At 49.4% G+C, this 13,863-nt stretch carries 15 protein-coding genes and 1 pseudogene; 11 read left to right on the forward strand and 5 right to left on the reverse strand.

Going from position 1 to position 13,863, the window contains the following annotated elements; translation table 11 throughout:
- The 4 genes from argS to ACTTJF_RS09085 all read left to right on the forward strand — a co-directional run.
- Nucleotides 1-1,508: arginine--tRNA ligase (argS, locus tag ACTTJF_RS09070; RefSeq protein WP_442551688.1), on the forward strand; the 1,508-nt coding region annotated here is incomplete at its 5' end.
- Nucleotides 1,509-1,575: 67 nt separating this feature from the next.
- Nucleotides 1,576-1,923 (forward strand): VanZ family protein, encoded by a 348-nt coding sequence (locus tag ACTTJF_RS09075; protein WP_442551689.1) that lies wholly within the window; start codon nt 1,576-1,578, stop codon nt 1,921-1,923.
- 221 nt (nt 1,924-2,144) lie between these two features.
- Nucleotides 2,145-3,014 (forward strand): KPN_02809 family neutral zinc metallopeptidase, encoded by an 870-nt coding sequence (gene ypfJ / locus ACTTJF_RS09080; protein WP_442551690.1) that lies wholly within the window; start codon nt 2,145-2,147, stop codon nt 3,012-3,014.
- Between the two features lie 209 nt (nt 3,015-3,223).
- Nucleotides 3,224-4,159: an aldo/keto reductase gene (locus ACTTJF_RS09085; RefSeq protein WP_442551691.1), complete on the forward strand. Its 936-nt coding sequence runs from the start codon at nt 3,224-3,226 to the stop codon at nt 4,157-4,159.
- Nucleotides 4,160-4,601: 442 nt separating this feature from the next.
- On the opposite strand, the gene rsfS is transcribed toward ACTTJF_RS09085, so the two are convergent.
- Together rsfS and nadD are read right to left on the reverse strand one after the other, a co-directional pair.
- Entirely contained in the window at nt 4,602-4,928 is a 327-nt protein-coding gene (rsfS, locus tag ACTTJF_RS09090) for a ribosome silencing factor (RefSeq protein ID WP_009492759.1), read from the reverse strand.
- Complete coding sequence (gene nadD, locus ACTTJF_RS09095) at nt 4,892-5,464, reverse strand: nicotinate (nicotinamide) nucleotide adenylyltransferase (protein ID WP_442551692.1); 573 nt, start codon at nt 5,462-5,464, stop codon at nt 4,892-4,894. The genes rsfS and nadD overlap by 37 nt, the downstream gene beginning before the upstream one ends.
- A gap of 314 nt (nt 5,465-5,778) precedes the next feature.
- On the opposite strand from nadD, the gene gap reads away from it, so the two are divergent.
- The 6 genes from gap (at nt 5,779) to ACTTJF_RS09125 (ending at nt 11,600) form a co-directional block, all read left to right on the forward strand.
- Entirely contained in the window at nt 5,779-6,774 is a 996-nt protein-coding gene (gene gap / locus ACTTJF_RS09100; RefSeq protein WP_442551693.1) for a type I glyceraldehyde-3-phosphate dehydrogenase, read from the forward strand.
- A 16-nt stretch (nt 6,775-6,790) separates the two neighbouring features.
- Entirely contained in the window at nt 6,791-7,993 is a 1,203-nt protein-coding gene (locus tag ACTTJF_RS09105) for a phosphoglycerate kinase (protein WP_442551694.1), read from the forward strand.
- Nucleotides 7,990-8,667 carry a triose-phosphate isomerase gene (locus tag ACTTJF_RS09110; protein WP_442551695.1) on the forward strand — a complete coding sequence of 226 codons (678 nt, stop codon included), beginning with the start codon at nt 7,990-7,992 and terminating at the stop codon, nt 8,665-8,667. Before ACTTJF_RS09105 ends, ACTTJF_RS09110 begins: the two co-directional genes overlap by 4 nt.
- Before the next feature lie 190 nt (nt 8,668-8,857).
- The gene (fabI, locus tag ACTTJF_RS09115) at nt 8,858-9,676 is read left to right on the forward strand and encodes an enoyl-ACP reductase FabI (RefSeq protein WP_442551696.1); all 819 of its coding nucleotides are present in this window, start codon (nt 8,858-8,860) and stop codon (nt 9,674-9,676) included.
- 99 nt (nt 9,677-9,775) lie between these two features.
- Nucleotides 9,776-10,324: a DUF2625 family protein gene (locus tag ACTTJF_RS09120; protein ID WP_442551699.1), complete on the forward strand. Its 549-nt coding sequence runs from the start codon at nt 9,776-9,778 to the stop codon at nt 10,322-10,324.
- Nucleotides 10,325-10,574: 250 nt separating this feature from the next.
- Nucleotides 10,575-11,600 (forward strand): NADH:flavin oxidoreductase/NADH oxidase, encoded by a 1,026-nt coding sequence (locus ACTTJF_RS09125; protein ID WP_442551697.1) that lies wholly within the window; start codon nt 10,575-10,577, stop codon nt 11,598-11,600.
- A 210-nt stretch (nt 11,601-11,810) separates the two neighbouring features.
- Here the strand turns inward: ACTTJF_RS09125 and ACTTJF_RS09130 are convergent, their stop codons facing one another.
- From ACTTJF_RS09130 to exbB, 3 genes are read right to left on the reverse strand one after another with little or no spacing between them, the layout of a single operon-like run.
- On the reverse strand, nt 11,811-12,656 hold the full coding sequence (locus ACTTJF_RS09130; RefSeq protein WP_442551698.1) for an energy transducer TonB: 846 nt from the start codon (nt 12,654-12,656) through the stop codon (nt 11,811-11,813).
- Nucleotides 12,622-12,999, reverse strand: coding sequence for a TonB system transport protein ExbD (exbD, locus tag ACTTJF_RS09135; protein WP_298085246.1), 378 nt, complete (start codon nt 12,997-12,999; stop codon nt 12,622-12,624). Before exbD ends, ACTTJF_RS09130 begins: the two co-directional genes overlap by 35 nt.
- Nucleotides 12,992-13,420 carry a TonB-system energizer ExbB gene (gene exbB / locus ACTTJF_RS09140; protein ID WP_002952142.1) on the reverse strand — a complete coding sequence of 143 codons (429 nt, stop codon included), beginning with the start codon at nt 13,418-13,420 and terminating at the stop codon, nt 12,992-12,994. The genes exbD and exbB overlap by 8 nt, the downstream gene beginning before the upstream one ends.
- A 217-nt stretch (nt 13,421-13,637) precedes the next feature.
- On the opposite strand from exbB, the pseudogene ACTTJF_RS09145 reads away from it, so the two are divergent.
- A pseudogene (locus ACTTJF_RS09145) lies at nt 13,638-13,863 on the forward strand (TonB-dependent receptor); the annotation flags it as partial.

Raw genomic sequence — 13,863 nt, forward strand, 5'->3', positions numbered from 1 at the left:
TGGCGCACTACGCGATGCCTACTTTTAGCCTAGCAAAACAGCTCAAAAAATCCCCCGTAGCCATCGCCGCCGAGCTAGCGTCTAAATTTGAAGATAGCGAAGTTTTCGAGGCTGCGGCGCTAAACGGATATATAAATTTTAAACTAAAGTCAGCATTTTTGGATAAATTTGCCTCGGCTAGCCTTGCAAATCCGAGCGAATTCGCAAAAGGCGGCGCAACTAGCGGCGAGAAAATTTTGCTCGAATACGTCAGCGCAAACCCGACCGGTCCGCTTCACATCGGGCACGTTAGGGGCGCGGTTTTCGGTGATACGTTAGCTCGCGTCGGACTTCACATCGGCGAAAATATCGCGACTGAATACTACATCAACGACGCAGGCAATCAAATCGAGCTTCTAGGCACGTCCATATCGCTTTGGGCGCGCGAAAATCTGTTCGGCGAGAGCGTGGCGTATCCGGAGAAATTTTATCGCGGCGACTATATCGAGCCCATAGCAAAAGAAGCGCTTGAAAAATTCGGCAAAGAGATATTTTACGACGAGAGTCGAAATCTCGAGCTAGCCGAGTTTGGCAAGGATAGAGTGCTTGTTTTGATCAAGCAAAATTTAGCCGATGCGCAAATTTTCATCGAGAACTGGGCTAGCGAAAAGAGCTACTACGACAAGCTCCCTCTCACGCTAGAACGCCTAAAAAGCGAGAACGGCATCTACGAGAGCGAGGGTAAAATCTGGCTAAAATCAAGCGAAGTCGGCGACGAAAAAGACCGCGTCATAGTGCGCGAAGACGGTCGCGGCACGTATCTAGCCGGCGACGTGGTTTATCACGACGATAAATTTAGGCGCGGGTTTGATCGCTGTATCAACATCTGGGGCGCCGATCACCACGGCTATATCGCGCGTATGAAGGCCGCGCTGCATCTGCTTGGATACGACGAAAACCGCCTTGAAATCATACTTTCACAGATGGTGAGCCTGCTAAAAGACGGCGAAGCCTACAAGATGAGCAAGCGCGCAGGCAACGTCGTGCTGATGAGCGACGTGGTCGAGGAGATCGGCTATGAGGCGCTTAGATTTATGTTTCTTAGCAAGCGCTGCGACACGCACCTAGAGTTTGACGTGGACGAGCTAAAGCGCGAAGACAGCTCAAACCCGATATTTTATATCAACTACGCGCACGCAAGGATCAATCAAATTTTCGCAAAAGCTGGCAAGAACGTCGCCGACGTTGCGGGCGTTAAATTTGCAAATTTGAATGAAGACGGCAAAAATTTGCTATTTGAGGCGCTCACGCTAAACGATATTTTAGTCGATAGCTTTAACACGCGCTCGATGAATAAAATTTGCGACTATCTAAAGAGCCTGGCTGCGAATTTTCATAAATTTTACAACGAAAATCGCGTCGTAGGCAGCGAAAACGAAGACGAGCTTTTAAAGCTTTTCGCCGTCGTCGCGCTCTCTATCAAAACGGCTTTAGGGCTAATGGGCATCGTTGCAAAAGACAAGATGTAGAGCCAAATTTGAGTAAATTTAGAAGCGCCGCTTAGCGCTTCTCGTTTAAAATAACCTTTTAAAATATATGAATCTTTCTAAAATTTCCGCCGCATTTTTCTTTATATTTTTGATAGCGATAGAGTATCTCGCCCTCACGCCCGCGCAGATAAAACTCATCGAAAACAGCTGGGATAAGGCAAATCATTTCATCGCTTTCGCCGCACTTTACGTTACTTTGTATTTTGGGTTTTGTAGGTTAAATTTGGGCGCAAAGGTCGCCGTTTTACTAGCTTACGGCATCCAGATAGAAATAGCGCAGTCTTTTGTGCCAAATCGTTATTTCAGCCTGCTAGATATCGTCGCAGACGGTATCGGTATAGTTTTTGGGATATTAGTGGCGAGAATTTTGGATGGATTTAAGGCGAGATTTTAAATTTAAGACTCCAAATTTGACTAGCGCTAGCTTTTTGTATCGCGCCGTTTTGCTTTTGTTTTAACTCAATTTTTATCGTCAAATTTAAACTAGCCGGCGGAGCAAAGCGATAAATTTATAAATAGTCGCTAAAATGCGCCGTAAAATTTAGCGGCAAGCGGCAAAAATAGCGCAAACCTGCGGCTAAATTTAAACGCAAAATCCAAAATGAAAGAGTAAAAATGAAATGGCAAGACAGCAGACGAAGCGACAACGTCGAGGATAGACGGCAAAACAGCGTAAACAGCATGGGCTCGCTGGGCGCGCTCATACCGATTATCAGATTTTTACTGGGCTCAAACATCGGCCGCGTGGTTTTGGTTATCGGCGCAGTGGCGTATTTTATGGGCTTTAACCCCCTTGCGCTGCTTGAGGGCGGCGGTGCCGGCGGTCAAAGAGCGGCGCTAGATAGCCCGCAGGAGAAAGAAAAGGTCGCCTTCGTTTCAGCCGTGCTGGCGCAGACCGAGGACGTGTGGAGCAAGGTGTTTAAGGCGGGCGGCGCGCAGTACAAGGAGCCTAGCTTGGTGCTTTTTAGAGACGGCGTTTCTAGCGCGTGCGGCACGGCGAGCTTACAGACGGGGCCTTTTTACTGCCCCGCGGACAAAAAAGTCTATCTTGATCTTAGCTTTTTTGACGAGCTAGAGGCCAAATACAAGGCCGCCGGCGACTTCGCGCAGGCCTACGTGATCGCCCACGAGGTCGGACATCACGTGCAAAATTTACTAGGCACGCTCGGTAAAATAAACGAGCTAAAATCGCGCGCCAAAAGCCCTATCGAGCAAAACGCCTTGCAAGTCAAGGTCGAGCTTCAGGCTGATTGCTATGCGGGCGTTTGGGCGCACTACATGGGGCGCTACAACGTGCTAGAAGACGGCGACATCGAGGAGGCGCTAAATGCCGCGAGCGCGATAGGCGACGACGCGCTACAGAAAAAATACCAAGGTCGCGTGACGCCGGACTCGTTCACGCACGGCTCGTCAAAGCAGCGCATGACGTGGTTTAAAAAGGGTTTTGAAGGCGGACAGCCAAGCTCGTGCGCGTTTGAGATCTGAATTTGACTTTTTAGCCCTGGACTCCGTTTGGCGAGCGCGAAATTTCTACTCGGCCGCGTTTAGATAAATTTAAATGCGGCTTTTTCGGGCCTCGTTTAGCGGAATCAAATTTTAAATTTCCGTGATTTTAAATAAATTTGGACGCAACGGTGCCGTTTGGTTTGCAAATTTAAGCGTAAAAAGAGATAAGATCAAAAAACGGAGCAAAAGTGAAAAGAAGGGACTTTATAAAGGGTGCGGCGACCTGCGCGGCGGGGCTTGCTGCGGGAGTAAATTTGTTTGCCAAGCCGACCGGCGAGACCGGCGCTACAAATTTGACGGACGGCGTAGATCTAAGTGGAGCGAAAAATCTCGGCGAGAGGCTTGCCGCGATGACTTCATATCTCACGCTAAATAATAGAATTTTGATCCCGATCATCGGACTTAGCACGGGTAAATTTGATGATTTGAAAGACAAAAACGCGCTGGAGGCGGCTCTAGGCCTAGGCTACCGCCTGATCGATACGGACGGAGGCGAGGAGGGCTTATCGGCGACGTTTGGGGCTAGCGGCTTAGAGCGCGGGCAGCTATTTATCCAAAGCTCGGTAAGCACTCAAAACGCGGACGAAAACGGCATGATAAAAAGCTTTGAGCGCTCGCTAAAAAAACTAAATACCGACTACGTCGATTTGCTTTTACTGCGCGCTGGGGCTGGCGATGCTAGCTCTGCTTGGCGCGTTTTGCAGCGGCTTTACCGCGAGGGACTTGCGGCTGCGATCGGCATTTGCGACCATCTCGGAGAATTTGGGGCCCAAAATTTAGCTAAAATCGCGCAAGGTAGCGAAGTTAAGCCCGCGGTTTATCAGACGCGCTCTCGCTCCTATCTGCGGAGCTTTGCTACGCGCGGCAAGGTTACCGACCATGGCGTGCAGGTGCAGCTAATATACGAGCCAGGCGAAGAGCTAAAAGAGCCTGCGCTCGCGAAAATCGGCGAGAAATACGGCAAAACGCGGTCACAAATCATCTTACGCTGGCTTGTGCAGCACGGAGCCTGCGTGATAGTAAACGCTGGCAGTAAAGAGCGTTTGCTTGAAAATATCGATATTTTTGGCTTTGAGCTTGCAGATGAGGATAGCGAGCTAATAGCAAAGCTCTGGCAGAGCTAGCAGGCGGACGAGGCCGGTTTTAGGCGTCAAATTTGCGTGTTTTAAATTTAGAGAGCTTGGATTGATGGCAAATTTTAAGAGCGTTTTTGTGTTTAAAAGTAAAATTTAACGGCTACGGCTTAAAATATTTTCATAAATTAAATTTACTGTCGTCTTAGGTGTGCAAATTTGCAATTGGTAGTAATGCAACTCGCTCTCCGCTCGTTCAAAGCCCACCCGAGCAAGAACCCACAAAAACAGACCGATAAAATCGGGCAAATTTAACCAGTGTGGGCAAGCTTACGATACTAGTTCGTTTAGCTTTTGCCCTAAAAGATAGCTCGCGCCGCCTCGCAAGATCTGGCAAATCTCAGTAGTTTATAGCGGTGGCTTTGGTCAAATTTACCGTCCGCTGTATCCTTTAGTCAAATTTGACGCTATCCGTGCGGCAAGCAAATTTAGCTTAAGCTTTCGCCTCTTTTAGCTTGCTTAAAAACTCTTCGATATTGTATTTTGCGCGGTACTGTGCGCTCATGAGGTGGATGAGGATGTCGCCTAGATCGATCACGACCCAGTCGCCGGAGCTTTCTATGCCTAAAAACTGCTCGCCCTCGTCCTTTAGCCCCTCTTTTAGGTCGTCCGTTAGCGAGTAGGCGTGGCGCTCACCCATCGTGGTGGCGATGATGACGCATTTTGCGATGTATTCGCGCCCGCTCATATCGATAGCTTCGATGGCTTCGGCCTTTTTGGCGTCTAGGATTTTGATGATTCGTTCGATTCTTTCTTGCATGTTTTTCCTTGGTAAAATTTCGCCGCTTCATCCGCTATGCACGGTATCATCAGATTTTTGTCTAAATTTTGCCTAATTTGCGAGGACGAAACGGGCGCGTTTATGTTTAAAATTTTAAAATTTTCGGGCACGGCTACGTCGCCACGGCTAGCTACAACGAAAGTCGCGAGCCTAAAGAGCTCGTCTATCTCGTGCCATTTGTCTAGGCTTGCTAGGTGATCGGCGCCGATGATGAGGTAAAGTCGGCTCACAGCGTAAATTTGCCGTATATGCCGCACGCTTTCTATCGTCGGTACGGGGCGATTTTGCGCGATCTCGTAGTCGCTCACGCAGACTTTAGCTAGCGCGCCCCAAGCCTCGCTCGCCCATCTTAGCCGAAGCAGCGGCGGAGCGGAAAACTCGCTCTTAAACGGGCTGATAAAGGTCGGCATGATGATGAGCTTATCCGCGTCTAGCCGCTCTAGCGCGGCTTTGATGACGGCGTCGTGCCCGAGATGAGGCGGATCGAAACTGCCGCCGAAAAGCGCGATTTTCATGAATTTGCCTTTAAAATTTCGGTGCAGTTTAGCGAATTTGAAGTGAATTTCGGTTGAAAATCAAAAAATTCGCCGATAAAGCGCAAATTAAATGGAGATTTTGTAAAATTTGGGAATTTTTGGGCTTTGACGGGCTTGCTTTTGGCGTCCGTGCAGGGCTAAATTTGCAAAGTCGGGCTTTAGAGCGGCTTAAATTTACGCGTTTAGCGGCGAGCAAAGGTGGATAAATTTAACGCGCGAAAAGCTAAAAAGTACGAAAATAACCTTTCAGGGCGCCCTAAAGCGGCCGGAAAATCTAGCACAAGGAGCTAAACATGGTAAAAATCGCGATCAACGGTTTTGGACGTATCGGCAGGTGCGCTGCTCGTATTATTTTAGAGCGAGACGATGTTGAGCTTGTCGCTATTAACGACACGGCGACGCGCGACATGACGCGCTATTTGCTTAAATACGACAGCGTGCACGGCGAATTTAAGCAAGACGTTAAGGTGATAAGCGACGATTTTATAGAAGTAAACGGTAAAAAGATAAGAGTTTTTTCAACAAGAGATCTAAACGAGCTGGGCTTCGCAGACTACGGCGCAGACGTGGTTTTGGAGTGTACGGGCAAGTTTTTGACCACTGAAAAGTGCGAACCCTATCTCGCGCGCGGCGTGAAAAAGGTCGTCATGAGCGCTCCGGCTAAAGACGACACGGCGACGTTTGTAGTTGGCGTAAACGACGATAAATACGCAGGCGAAGCAATCGTCTCAAACGCAAGCTGCACCACAAACGGCCTAGCGCCCGTCGCAAAGGTGCTAAACGATAAATTTGGCATCGTAAAAGGGCTCATGACTACGATCCACGCCTATACAAACGGTCAAAGCTTGGTTGATGTTAAGGCCAAAGACTTCCGCCGTTCGCGCGCTGCAGCCCTAAATATCGGACCTACGACCACAGGTGCCGCAAAAGCGATCGCTAAAGTACTTCCTGAACTAAACGGCAAGATGCACGGCCAAGCCGTCCGCGTACCGGTCGCAAACGTCTCTATGGTCGATCTAACGGCGGTTTTAAAAAGACCGGCCAGTAAAGATGAGATAAACGAGGCGTTTAGAGCGGCTGCGGAGTCGAATTTAAAGGGAATTTTGTTTGTCGATGACGATTATAGGGTTAGTAGCGACTTTTGTACGAGCGCATACAGCAGCATCGTGGCTAGCGACACTACGCAGGTCATCGCCGATGATATGGTGAAGGTCTTTGCATGGTACGACAACGAGTGGGGCTACTCGACAAGGCTTGTGGACCTAGCTAAGATCGTGGTTACGAAATAAATTTAAAGGGCTAAAAATGAGTGAAATTTTATCGATCAACGATCTTGAGCTCGGCGGCGCGAAGGTATTTGTCAGGTGCGATTTTAACGTGCCGATGGACGAGTTTTTAAACATCACCGACGACCGCCGTATCCGCTCGGCGATCCCTACGATCCGCTACTGCCTAGATAACGGCTGCAGCGTGGTTTTGGCTAGCCATCTAGGACGTCCCAAAAACGGCTTTGAGGAGAAATTTTCGCTGCGAGGCGTGGCAAAGAGGCTTTCAAGGCTGCTTGATAGAGACGTGATATTTGCCGAGGACGTCGTTGGTGCGGATGCCAAAGCCAAAGTCGCCGCGCTAAAACCGGGCGAAATTTTACTTCTTGAAAATTTACGCTTTGAAAAGGGCGAAACCAAAAACGACGAGGCGTTAGCCGCTGAGCTCGCTAGATACGGCGAATTTTACATCAATGACGCGTTTGGCGTCTGCCACAGGGCGCACAGCTCGGTCGAGGCGATCACTAAATTTTACGACGAGAAGCACAAAGCGGCGGGATTTTTGCTACAAAAAGAGATAAATTTTGCCCAAAATCTCATTAAACACCCTGCGCGCCCGTTCGTGGCGGTCGTGGGCGGTAGTAAGGTAAGCGGCAAGCTACAAGCCCTACACAACCTGCTTCCGCGCGTGGACAAGCTGATAATTGGTGGCGGCATGGCGTTTACATTTTTAAAATCGCTCGGCGAAAATATCGGAAATTCGCTGCTTGAAGAAGATCTCATCGACGATGCGCGCGAAATTTTGCGCAAGGGCAGGGAGCTTGGCGTTAAAATTTACCTGCCGGTGGACGTCGTCGCGGCTCAGACCTTTTCGGCAGAAAGTGCCGTGAAATTCGTCCCCGCACAAGAGATTCCAAGCGGCTGGATGGGGCTAGATATCGGGCCGGCGTCGATTAGGCTCTTTAAAGAGGTCATCGCCGACGCGCAAACCATCTGGTGGAACGGGCCGATGGGCGTTTTTGAGATGGATAAATTTAGCAAAGGCAGCATCAAAATGAGCCACGCCATCATCGACACTCACGCGACTACGGTCGTGGGTGGCGGCGATACGGCCGACGTGGTCGAGCGCGCTGGGGATGCCGACGAGATGACCTTTATCTCCACAGGAGGTGGCGCTAGTCTGGAGCTCATCGAGGGCAAGGAGCTACCCGGCATAAAACCGCTTAGAAAGGCTGCGGAGTGAGGTTTTTAGCAAATTTAAAGTGCAATCACACGAGAGGTAGTTTTGCTAAATACGCTGAAATTTTAGACGCAAATTTAAGCGCAAACGACGACGTGACGGTATTCCCTCCGTTTAGCGCGCTTTATCTTGCGGCTCATAAATTTAAACTCGGCGCGCAAAATTTCTACCCGTGCGAAAGCGGCGCTCACACCGGCGAGATCGGCAAGGCGATGCTGGACGAGTTTGGCGTAAAAAGCGTGCTGATCGGGCACTCCGAACGGCGCGAGCTAGGCGAGAGCGAGGAGCTTTTGCGCGCTAAATTCGACTTCGCCGTAAAGGCGGGCTGGCAGATCGTCTACTGCATCGGCGAAAATTTGAGCGTAAACGAAGCTGGCGGCGCGAAGGAGTTTTTAGCGGATCAGCTAAAAAATATCGACCTTGGTTACGAGCGGCTGTTGATCGCCTACGAGCCCGTGTGGGCGATAGGCACGGGCAAGAGCGCGAGCGCGGAGCAGATCGAGAATGTTTTAAATTTCATCCGCGAGCAGACGAGCGCGCCGCTGCTTTACGGCGGCAGCGTAAATGTCGCAAATATAGGCGGAATAGCGGGGATCAAAAACTGCGACGGGGTGCTAGTAGGGACGGCGAGCTGGGACGCGTCGAAGTTTTTAGAGCTTATACGCGTTGTCTCGTGAGTGTCTTTTAATGAGTTTGAAATTTTAAGTCCGCGACAGGCTATGTGCCTAGTCTTGACTTAAAATTTCTACACAACATTAAAATCCATCTCACGATACTGCCGCTATTAAATTTGGCGTTTCGTTGAATTTTGTAAATTTATAAATTTCAAAGACACTAAAAAGCCAAGCAAATTTTAAAGGAGAAATAATGATTTTAAAAGGCAAAAAGGGCCTTATCGTCGGCGTCGCTAACGCCAAATCTATCGCTTACGGCATCGCCGAAGCTTGCCACGAGCAGGGTGCGCAGATGGCGTTTACCTACCTAAACGACGCGCTAAAAAAACGCGTAGAGCCGATTGCGGAGGAGTTTGGGAGCAAATTTGTTTATGGGCTTGACGTAAACAATCCTGCCCACTTGGACGGGCTTGCGGATCGCATCAAAACAGACCTTGGCGAGATTGATTTCGTCGTGCATGCCGTGGCTTATGCGCCAAAAGAAGCGCTAGAGGGCGAGTTTGTAAATACGACCAAGGAGGCCTTTGATATCGCGATGGGCACTAGCGTGTATTCGCTACTAAGCCTCACGCGCGCAGTACTTCCGGTGCTAAAAGAGGGCGGCTCGGTGCTAACTCTTACATATCTTGGCGGACCGAAATTCGTGCCTCACTACAACGTCATGGGCGTCGCAAAAGCGGCTCTTGAAAGCTCCGTGCGCTATCTCGCTCACGATCTTGGCGCGCGCGGCATCCGCGTAAATGCGATCTCCGCAGGCCCTATCAAGACGCTTGCCGCAAGCGGAATAGGCGATTTTAGGATGATTTTGCGCTACAACGAGATCAACGCGCCGCTCAAACGTAACGTCACGACGCAAGACGTCGGCAAAAGCGCGATGTATCTGCTCAGCGACCTTGCTAGCGGCGTGACCGGCGAGGTGCACTACGTCGACTGCGGCTACAACATCATGGGCATGGGCGACGTGGCTACCGACGCCGAGGGTAAGACGATCCTTGCGTGGGATGCGAAATAATCCTCTAATGCAAATTTGGCGGGGCGACTCGCCAAAATCTTCTTTTAAATTTCATTAAATTTATCGCAAGAACTCGCAATATGGGCCTTAGAGCGGCGCATAGATACAAATAAGCCGGGCCGGGAGCTGGTCGAAGAGCGGCTAAATAAGCTAAAAACGAGTGAAATTTTACCGCGTGACGAGAGCAGGGCGCAAAGCGAGCTTTTGGGACTTCAGGTCACTACTAGCTCGCCGATGGGCGCGCTTGCCCATGGGAGCAGCGGCATCGTGATAGATGGCGGTTGGCTGCGCGTGCTAGGCTCTGGATGTGAGCAGATGAAGCGCGGAATTTACAGTTTCAACCTTGGCAAAAGCTTTAGCGAAGCAGGGCAGATGCCTAGTTATTTGCTAGTGGCGGACGATATTTTGGGCGGATTTTTCGCGATAAACGGCGGCGCATTTTATGGCAAAGCCGGCAACGTCTTTTACTACGCACCAGATAGCGGTGAATGGGAGGATACGCAGCTTGCCTACTCGCAGTTTTTGTACTGGGCGCTTTGCGGCGATGTATCTAAATTTTACGAGCTTTACCGCTGGGAGCGCTGGCGCGATGACGTGAGTAAATTTAGCCTGTATAGGGTGATGTTTGTCTTGCCGCCGATGCTTTAGCAAGATGCCGACGTAAAGCTAAGGCTAAAACAGATGAAAAAAGACGGCATGGACATAGACGAGTACTTTACTTCTATTTTTAGCGGCGGTGAGCAAATTTCCAAATTTGGCGAGAACTAACTTAGGCTGTTGCCGCACACGTCTTTATAGTCGATCATTTACTAGTGCGGTCGCTAAAATTTGCCGCGCGAGTTAATAAATTTAAACAAATATCCTAAAATAACCGCAAATAATTTTCAAAGGATTTCTCATGCAAAGCTTGCTTTTCTCGCCGCTAAAAATCGGCGATCTAGAGATCAAAAACCGCGTCGTAATGCCGCCGATGTGCATGTACAAGGCTAAGAACGAAAACGGCCTACCTAGGTGCTTTCACCGTTTGCACTACGCCGCACGAGCGCTAGGAGGCGTCGGGTTCATCATCGTCGAGGCTACGGCGGTCGAGCCTAGAGGCAGGATCACGAGCCGCGATCTGGGGCTGTGGAACGACGAGCAGCTAGAGGCGCACGCCAGACTCGTCAAAGAGTGCGTCAAATACGGCGCCGCCATGGCCGTCCAGCTCGCGCACGCTGGCAGAAAAAGCGAGTGCGATGGTCTGATCGCGCCTAGCGCTCTGAAATTTAGCGAGAGCTACAAAACGCCGAAACAAATGAGCGTAGAGGACATCGTCTTGGTTAAGCAAGCTTTCGCCCAGGCCGCGGTTAGAGCCCAGCGCGCAGGATACGCCGCGATCGAGATCCACGCCGCGCACGGTTATCTCATCAGCGAATTTCTATCGCCGGGGATCAACCTGAGAGACGACGAATACGGCGGGAGCTTCGAAAATCGCACGAGATTTTTAAAAGAAATTTTAACCGAAATAAAAGCCGCGGTACAAATCCCCGTCGGCGTGCGCATAAGTGCGCAAAGCTGGGTAAAGGGCGACTGGAGCCTAGAAGATAGCGTGCGGCTAGCAAAGGAGCTCGAGCTCTTGGGCGCAGCGTTTATCCATGTCTCGGCGGGCGGATTTTTTGAGCGCACGGATAGCGCTCCGGCGTTTACTCCGCTTTATCAAGCGGACTATGCCAAGGCCGTAAAGCAGGCAGTCGGCATCCCGGTGATCGCGGTCGGGCTCATAACAAAGGCGTCCGAGGGCGAGGCGCTACTGCTAGGCGGCGTTTGCGACGCGGTGGCTTACGGTAGAGAGCTGCTACGAAATCCAAATTTCGCGCAAGCTGCGATGAGCGAACTAGGATGCTCCGAGCTAATAGAAAACTCGTATAAAAGGGCGTTTAAGTAAAATTTGGGGAGATCGCTAAGTATAAATTTGAACTACCGGTGTCGGCTAAATTCGCCGTAAATTTGGCAAATTTGGATTCCTGCTGCGGCGTCAAATTTGATTTGATTAGGACCGATTTTAGCTGCGCTAAATTTATAACTAGAACGGCTTATTTTTGCGTCAAATTTGCAGAATAAAGGTAGAAATTTAAGCCGCAAAAACGGCTTAAATTTACGTGAGCTTGTAGCTAACCGGGATTTTGATGACGTAGTCGCGATCAAGCGTCGGAAAATCCGGTGCGGCGCGGTTTATGAGCTCGACTGCGGCCTCGTCTAGCGTCTCGTAGCCCGAGCTTTTTATCACTTTTACGTCGCGGACGGTGCCGTCTTTTTTGTATAAAAAGCTAACCTCTACGACGCCCTGATGGCGCATTTTTTGCGCGCGTTTAGGGTATTTGTGATGCTTTTGTATCGCTTTTTGGATTTTAGAAAATCTCTCGTCGCCGGCTGATGTCGCGAAGTTAAATTCTCCGACGGTTTCCGCTCCGCTAGGCGGTAAATTTGATTTTACATTCGAGCTTGGAGCGCTGCTTGGCTGCGCCGCGGGCGGCGTAGGGGTAGGCGGCGACGGCTGCGCGGGCGGTGCTACCTGCGCTACTTGCTGTTCCGGCTCAGGCTCAGGCTTTTTGACCGGTTTTGGCGTAGGTTTAGGCTTTGGCTTTTCCACCGGCTTTTCTACCGGTTTTGGTTTTTCAACAGGCTTTGGCTTTTCAACCGGCTTAGGCGGCTCAACCGGTTTTGGCGGCTCCGGCGGCGTGACGACAGGTTCAGGCGGAGGAGGCGCAGGCGGTGCCGGAGGCGGCGGGGCCGGCGGAGTTGGGGCCGGCGGGAGCGGAGCTGCTGGGGGCGTAAAGGTATTTAGCGCTATCTTGACGCTTTTTTCTTCCGGCATCGGCTTTAGTTCTTCGTAAAATTTGATAAAAGATCCGATGAGTATAGAGTGCAACAGGATAGAAACGCCAAGCCCCGTAAAGCTGGCGCGTCTATTCAGTTGTTGTCGTGATAGCGAAGTTTTCATGATTTTTTTCTTTTAGTATGTCGATAACCTTGATAAACGAGTCGAATTTGCTCTCTTTATCGCTTTTGAGTTCTATTAATGTTTCGTTTTTTATCTCATTTAGCTTTTCTTTTAAATTTTCCTCGGCGATTTTCTCTTCGCCTATAAAAAATTCATTATCTTTATTAATTAAAACGGCGATTTTATCGTTTTCGTCTTGCTTTTTTTCCGCGCTTTCGCTGTTTGGCAGGTCGATTTTGATATGGCCCTGAGCGATAAAAGTCGAAACGCTAAGTACGATGGCCAGCAAAACGAGCATAATATCTATGAGCGGGATTACGTTTAATCCCTCTTTTTTAGGCATTCTCACGTGAAGCCTTGTAGCGGTTTACTAAAACGTCCACTTTTCTCATAAACGCGTTGTAGATCATTAGCGTCGGTATCGCGACGATGAGGCCTAGCGCGGTTGCTTTTAGCGCGAGAGACAGGCCGACCATGATGCTTTTAGTGTCGATGCCGCCGCTCATACCCATGTCGTAAAAGGTCACCATGATGCCCGCGACCGTACCCAAAAGCCCGATATACGGCGCATTTGAATAAACTATATAAAGCGTTGTTAAATTTCTAGTTACGCTCTCTTCAAAGTCGTCTTGATTCTTGTAGTTTTCAAATTTAACGTTTGCGTAAAAAATCAAGCGCTCTATCGTGAGCCATACTACGACAAAGCTCATAAGCCCTAAAATACCGATGATAACGTAATCGACGTTGTGTTTGAGAAATTCCATTTAATGCCTTCTTACTAAAATTTGCGCGGCAATTATATCAGATTATGGTATTTATTGTCAATAACGAATAAGCAAGTAATATTTTAAATAAATTTATCTAAAATTTAGTCTTAAGATTGTAGTATTCGTTTTCAAAATTTGAGCAGATTAGAGAAAACAAAATTTAAATGTTTTTCTAAATCGGCGCAAATTTGCGTAAATTTAAAGAGGAGAAAAAATGAGTTTTAACAATGTTGCGAAAATTTCTTTCGTAGCGGCTCTAGCCATCGGCGCAAATGCCGCCGAAAACGTAACGCTAAGCGGCGTAGAAGTAACCAGCACCGGCGGCGGCTACGGCGTGGACGACGTAAAGATAAGCACGAGAAACGCAGGCATACTAAAAGACGTCATGCGCGATATTCCCGGCGTTTACGTAGGCGGCACGAACGGCATGAACCAAAAAA

This window comes from Campylobacter sp. (genome assembly GCF_052170435.1).
In the GTDB taxonomy this organism is placed as follows: Bacteria; Campylobacterota; Campylobacteria; order Campylobacterales; family Campylobacteraceae; genus Campylobacter_A.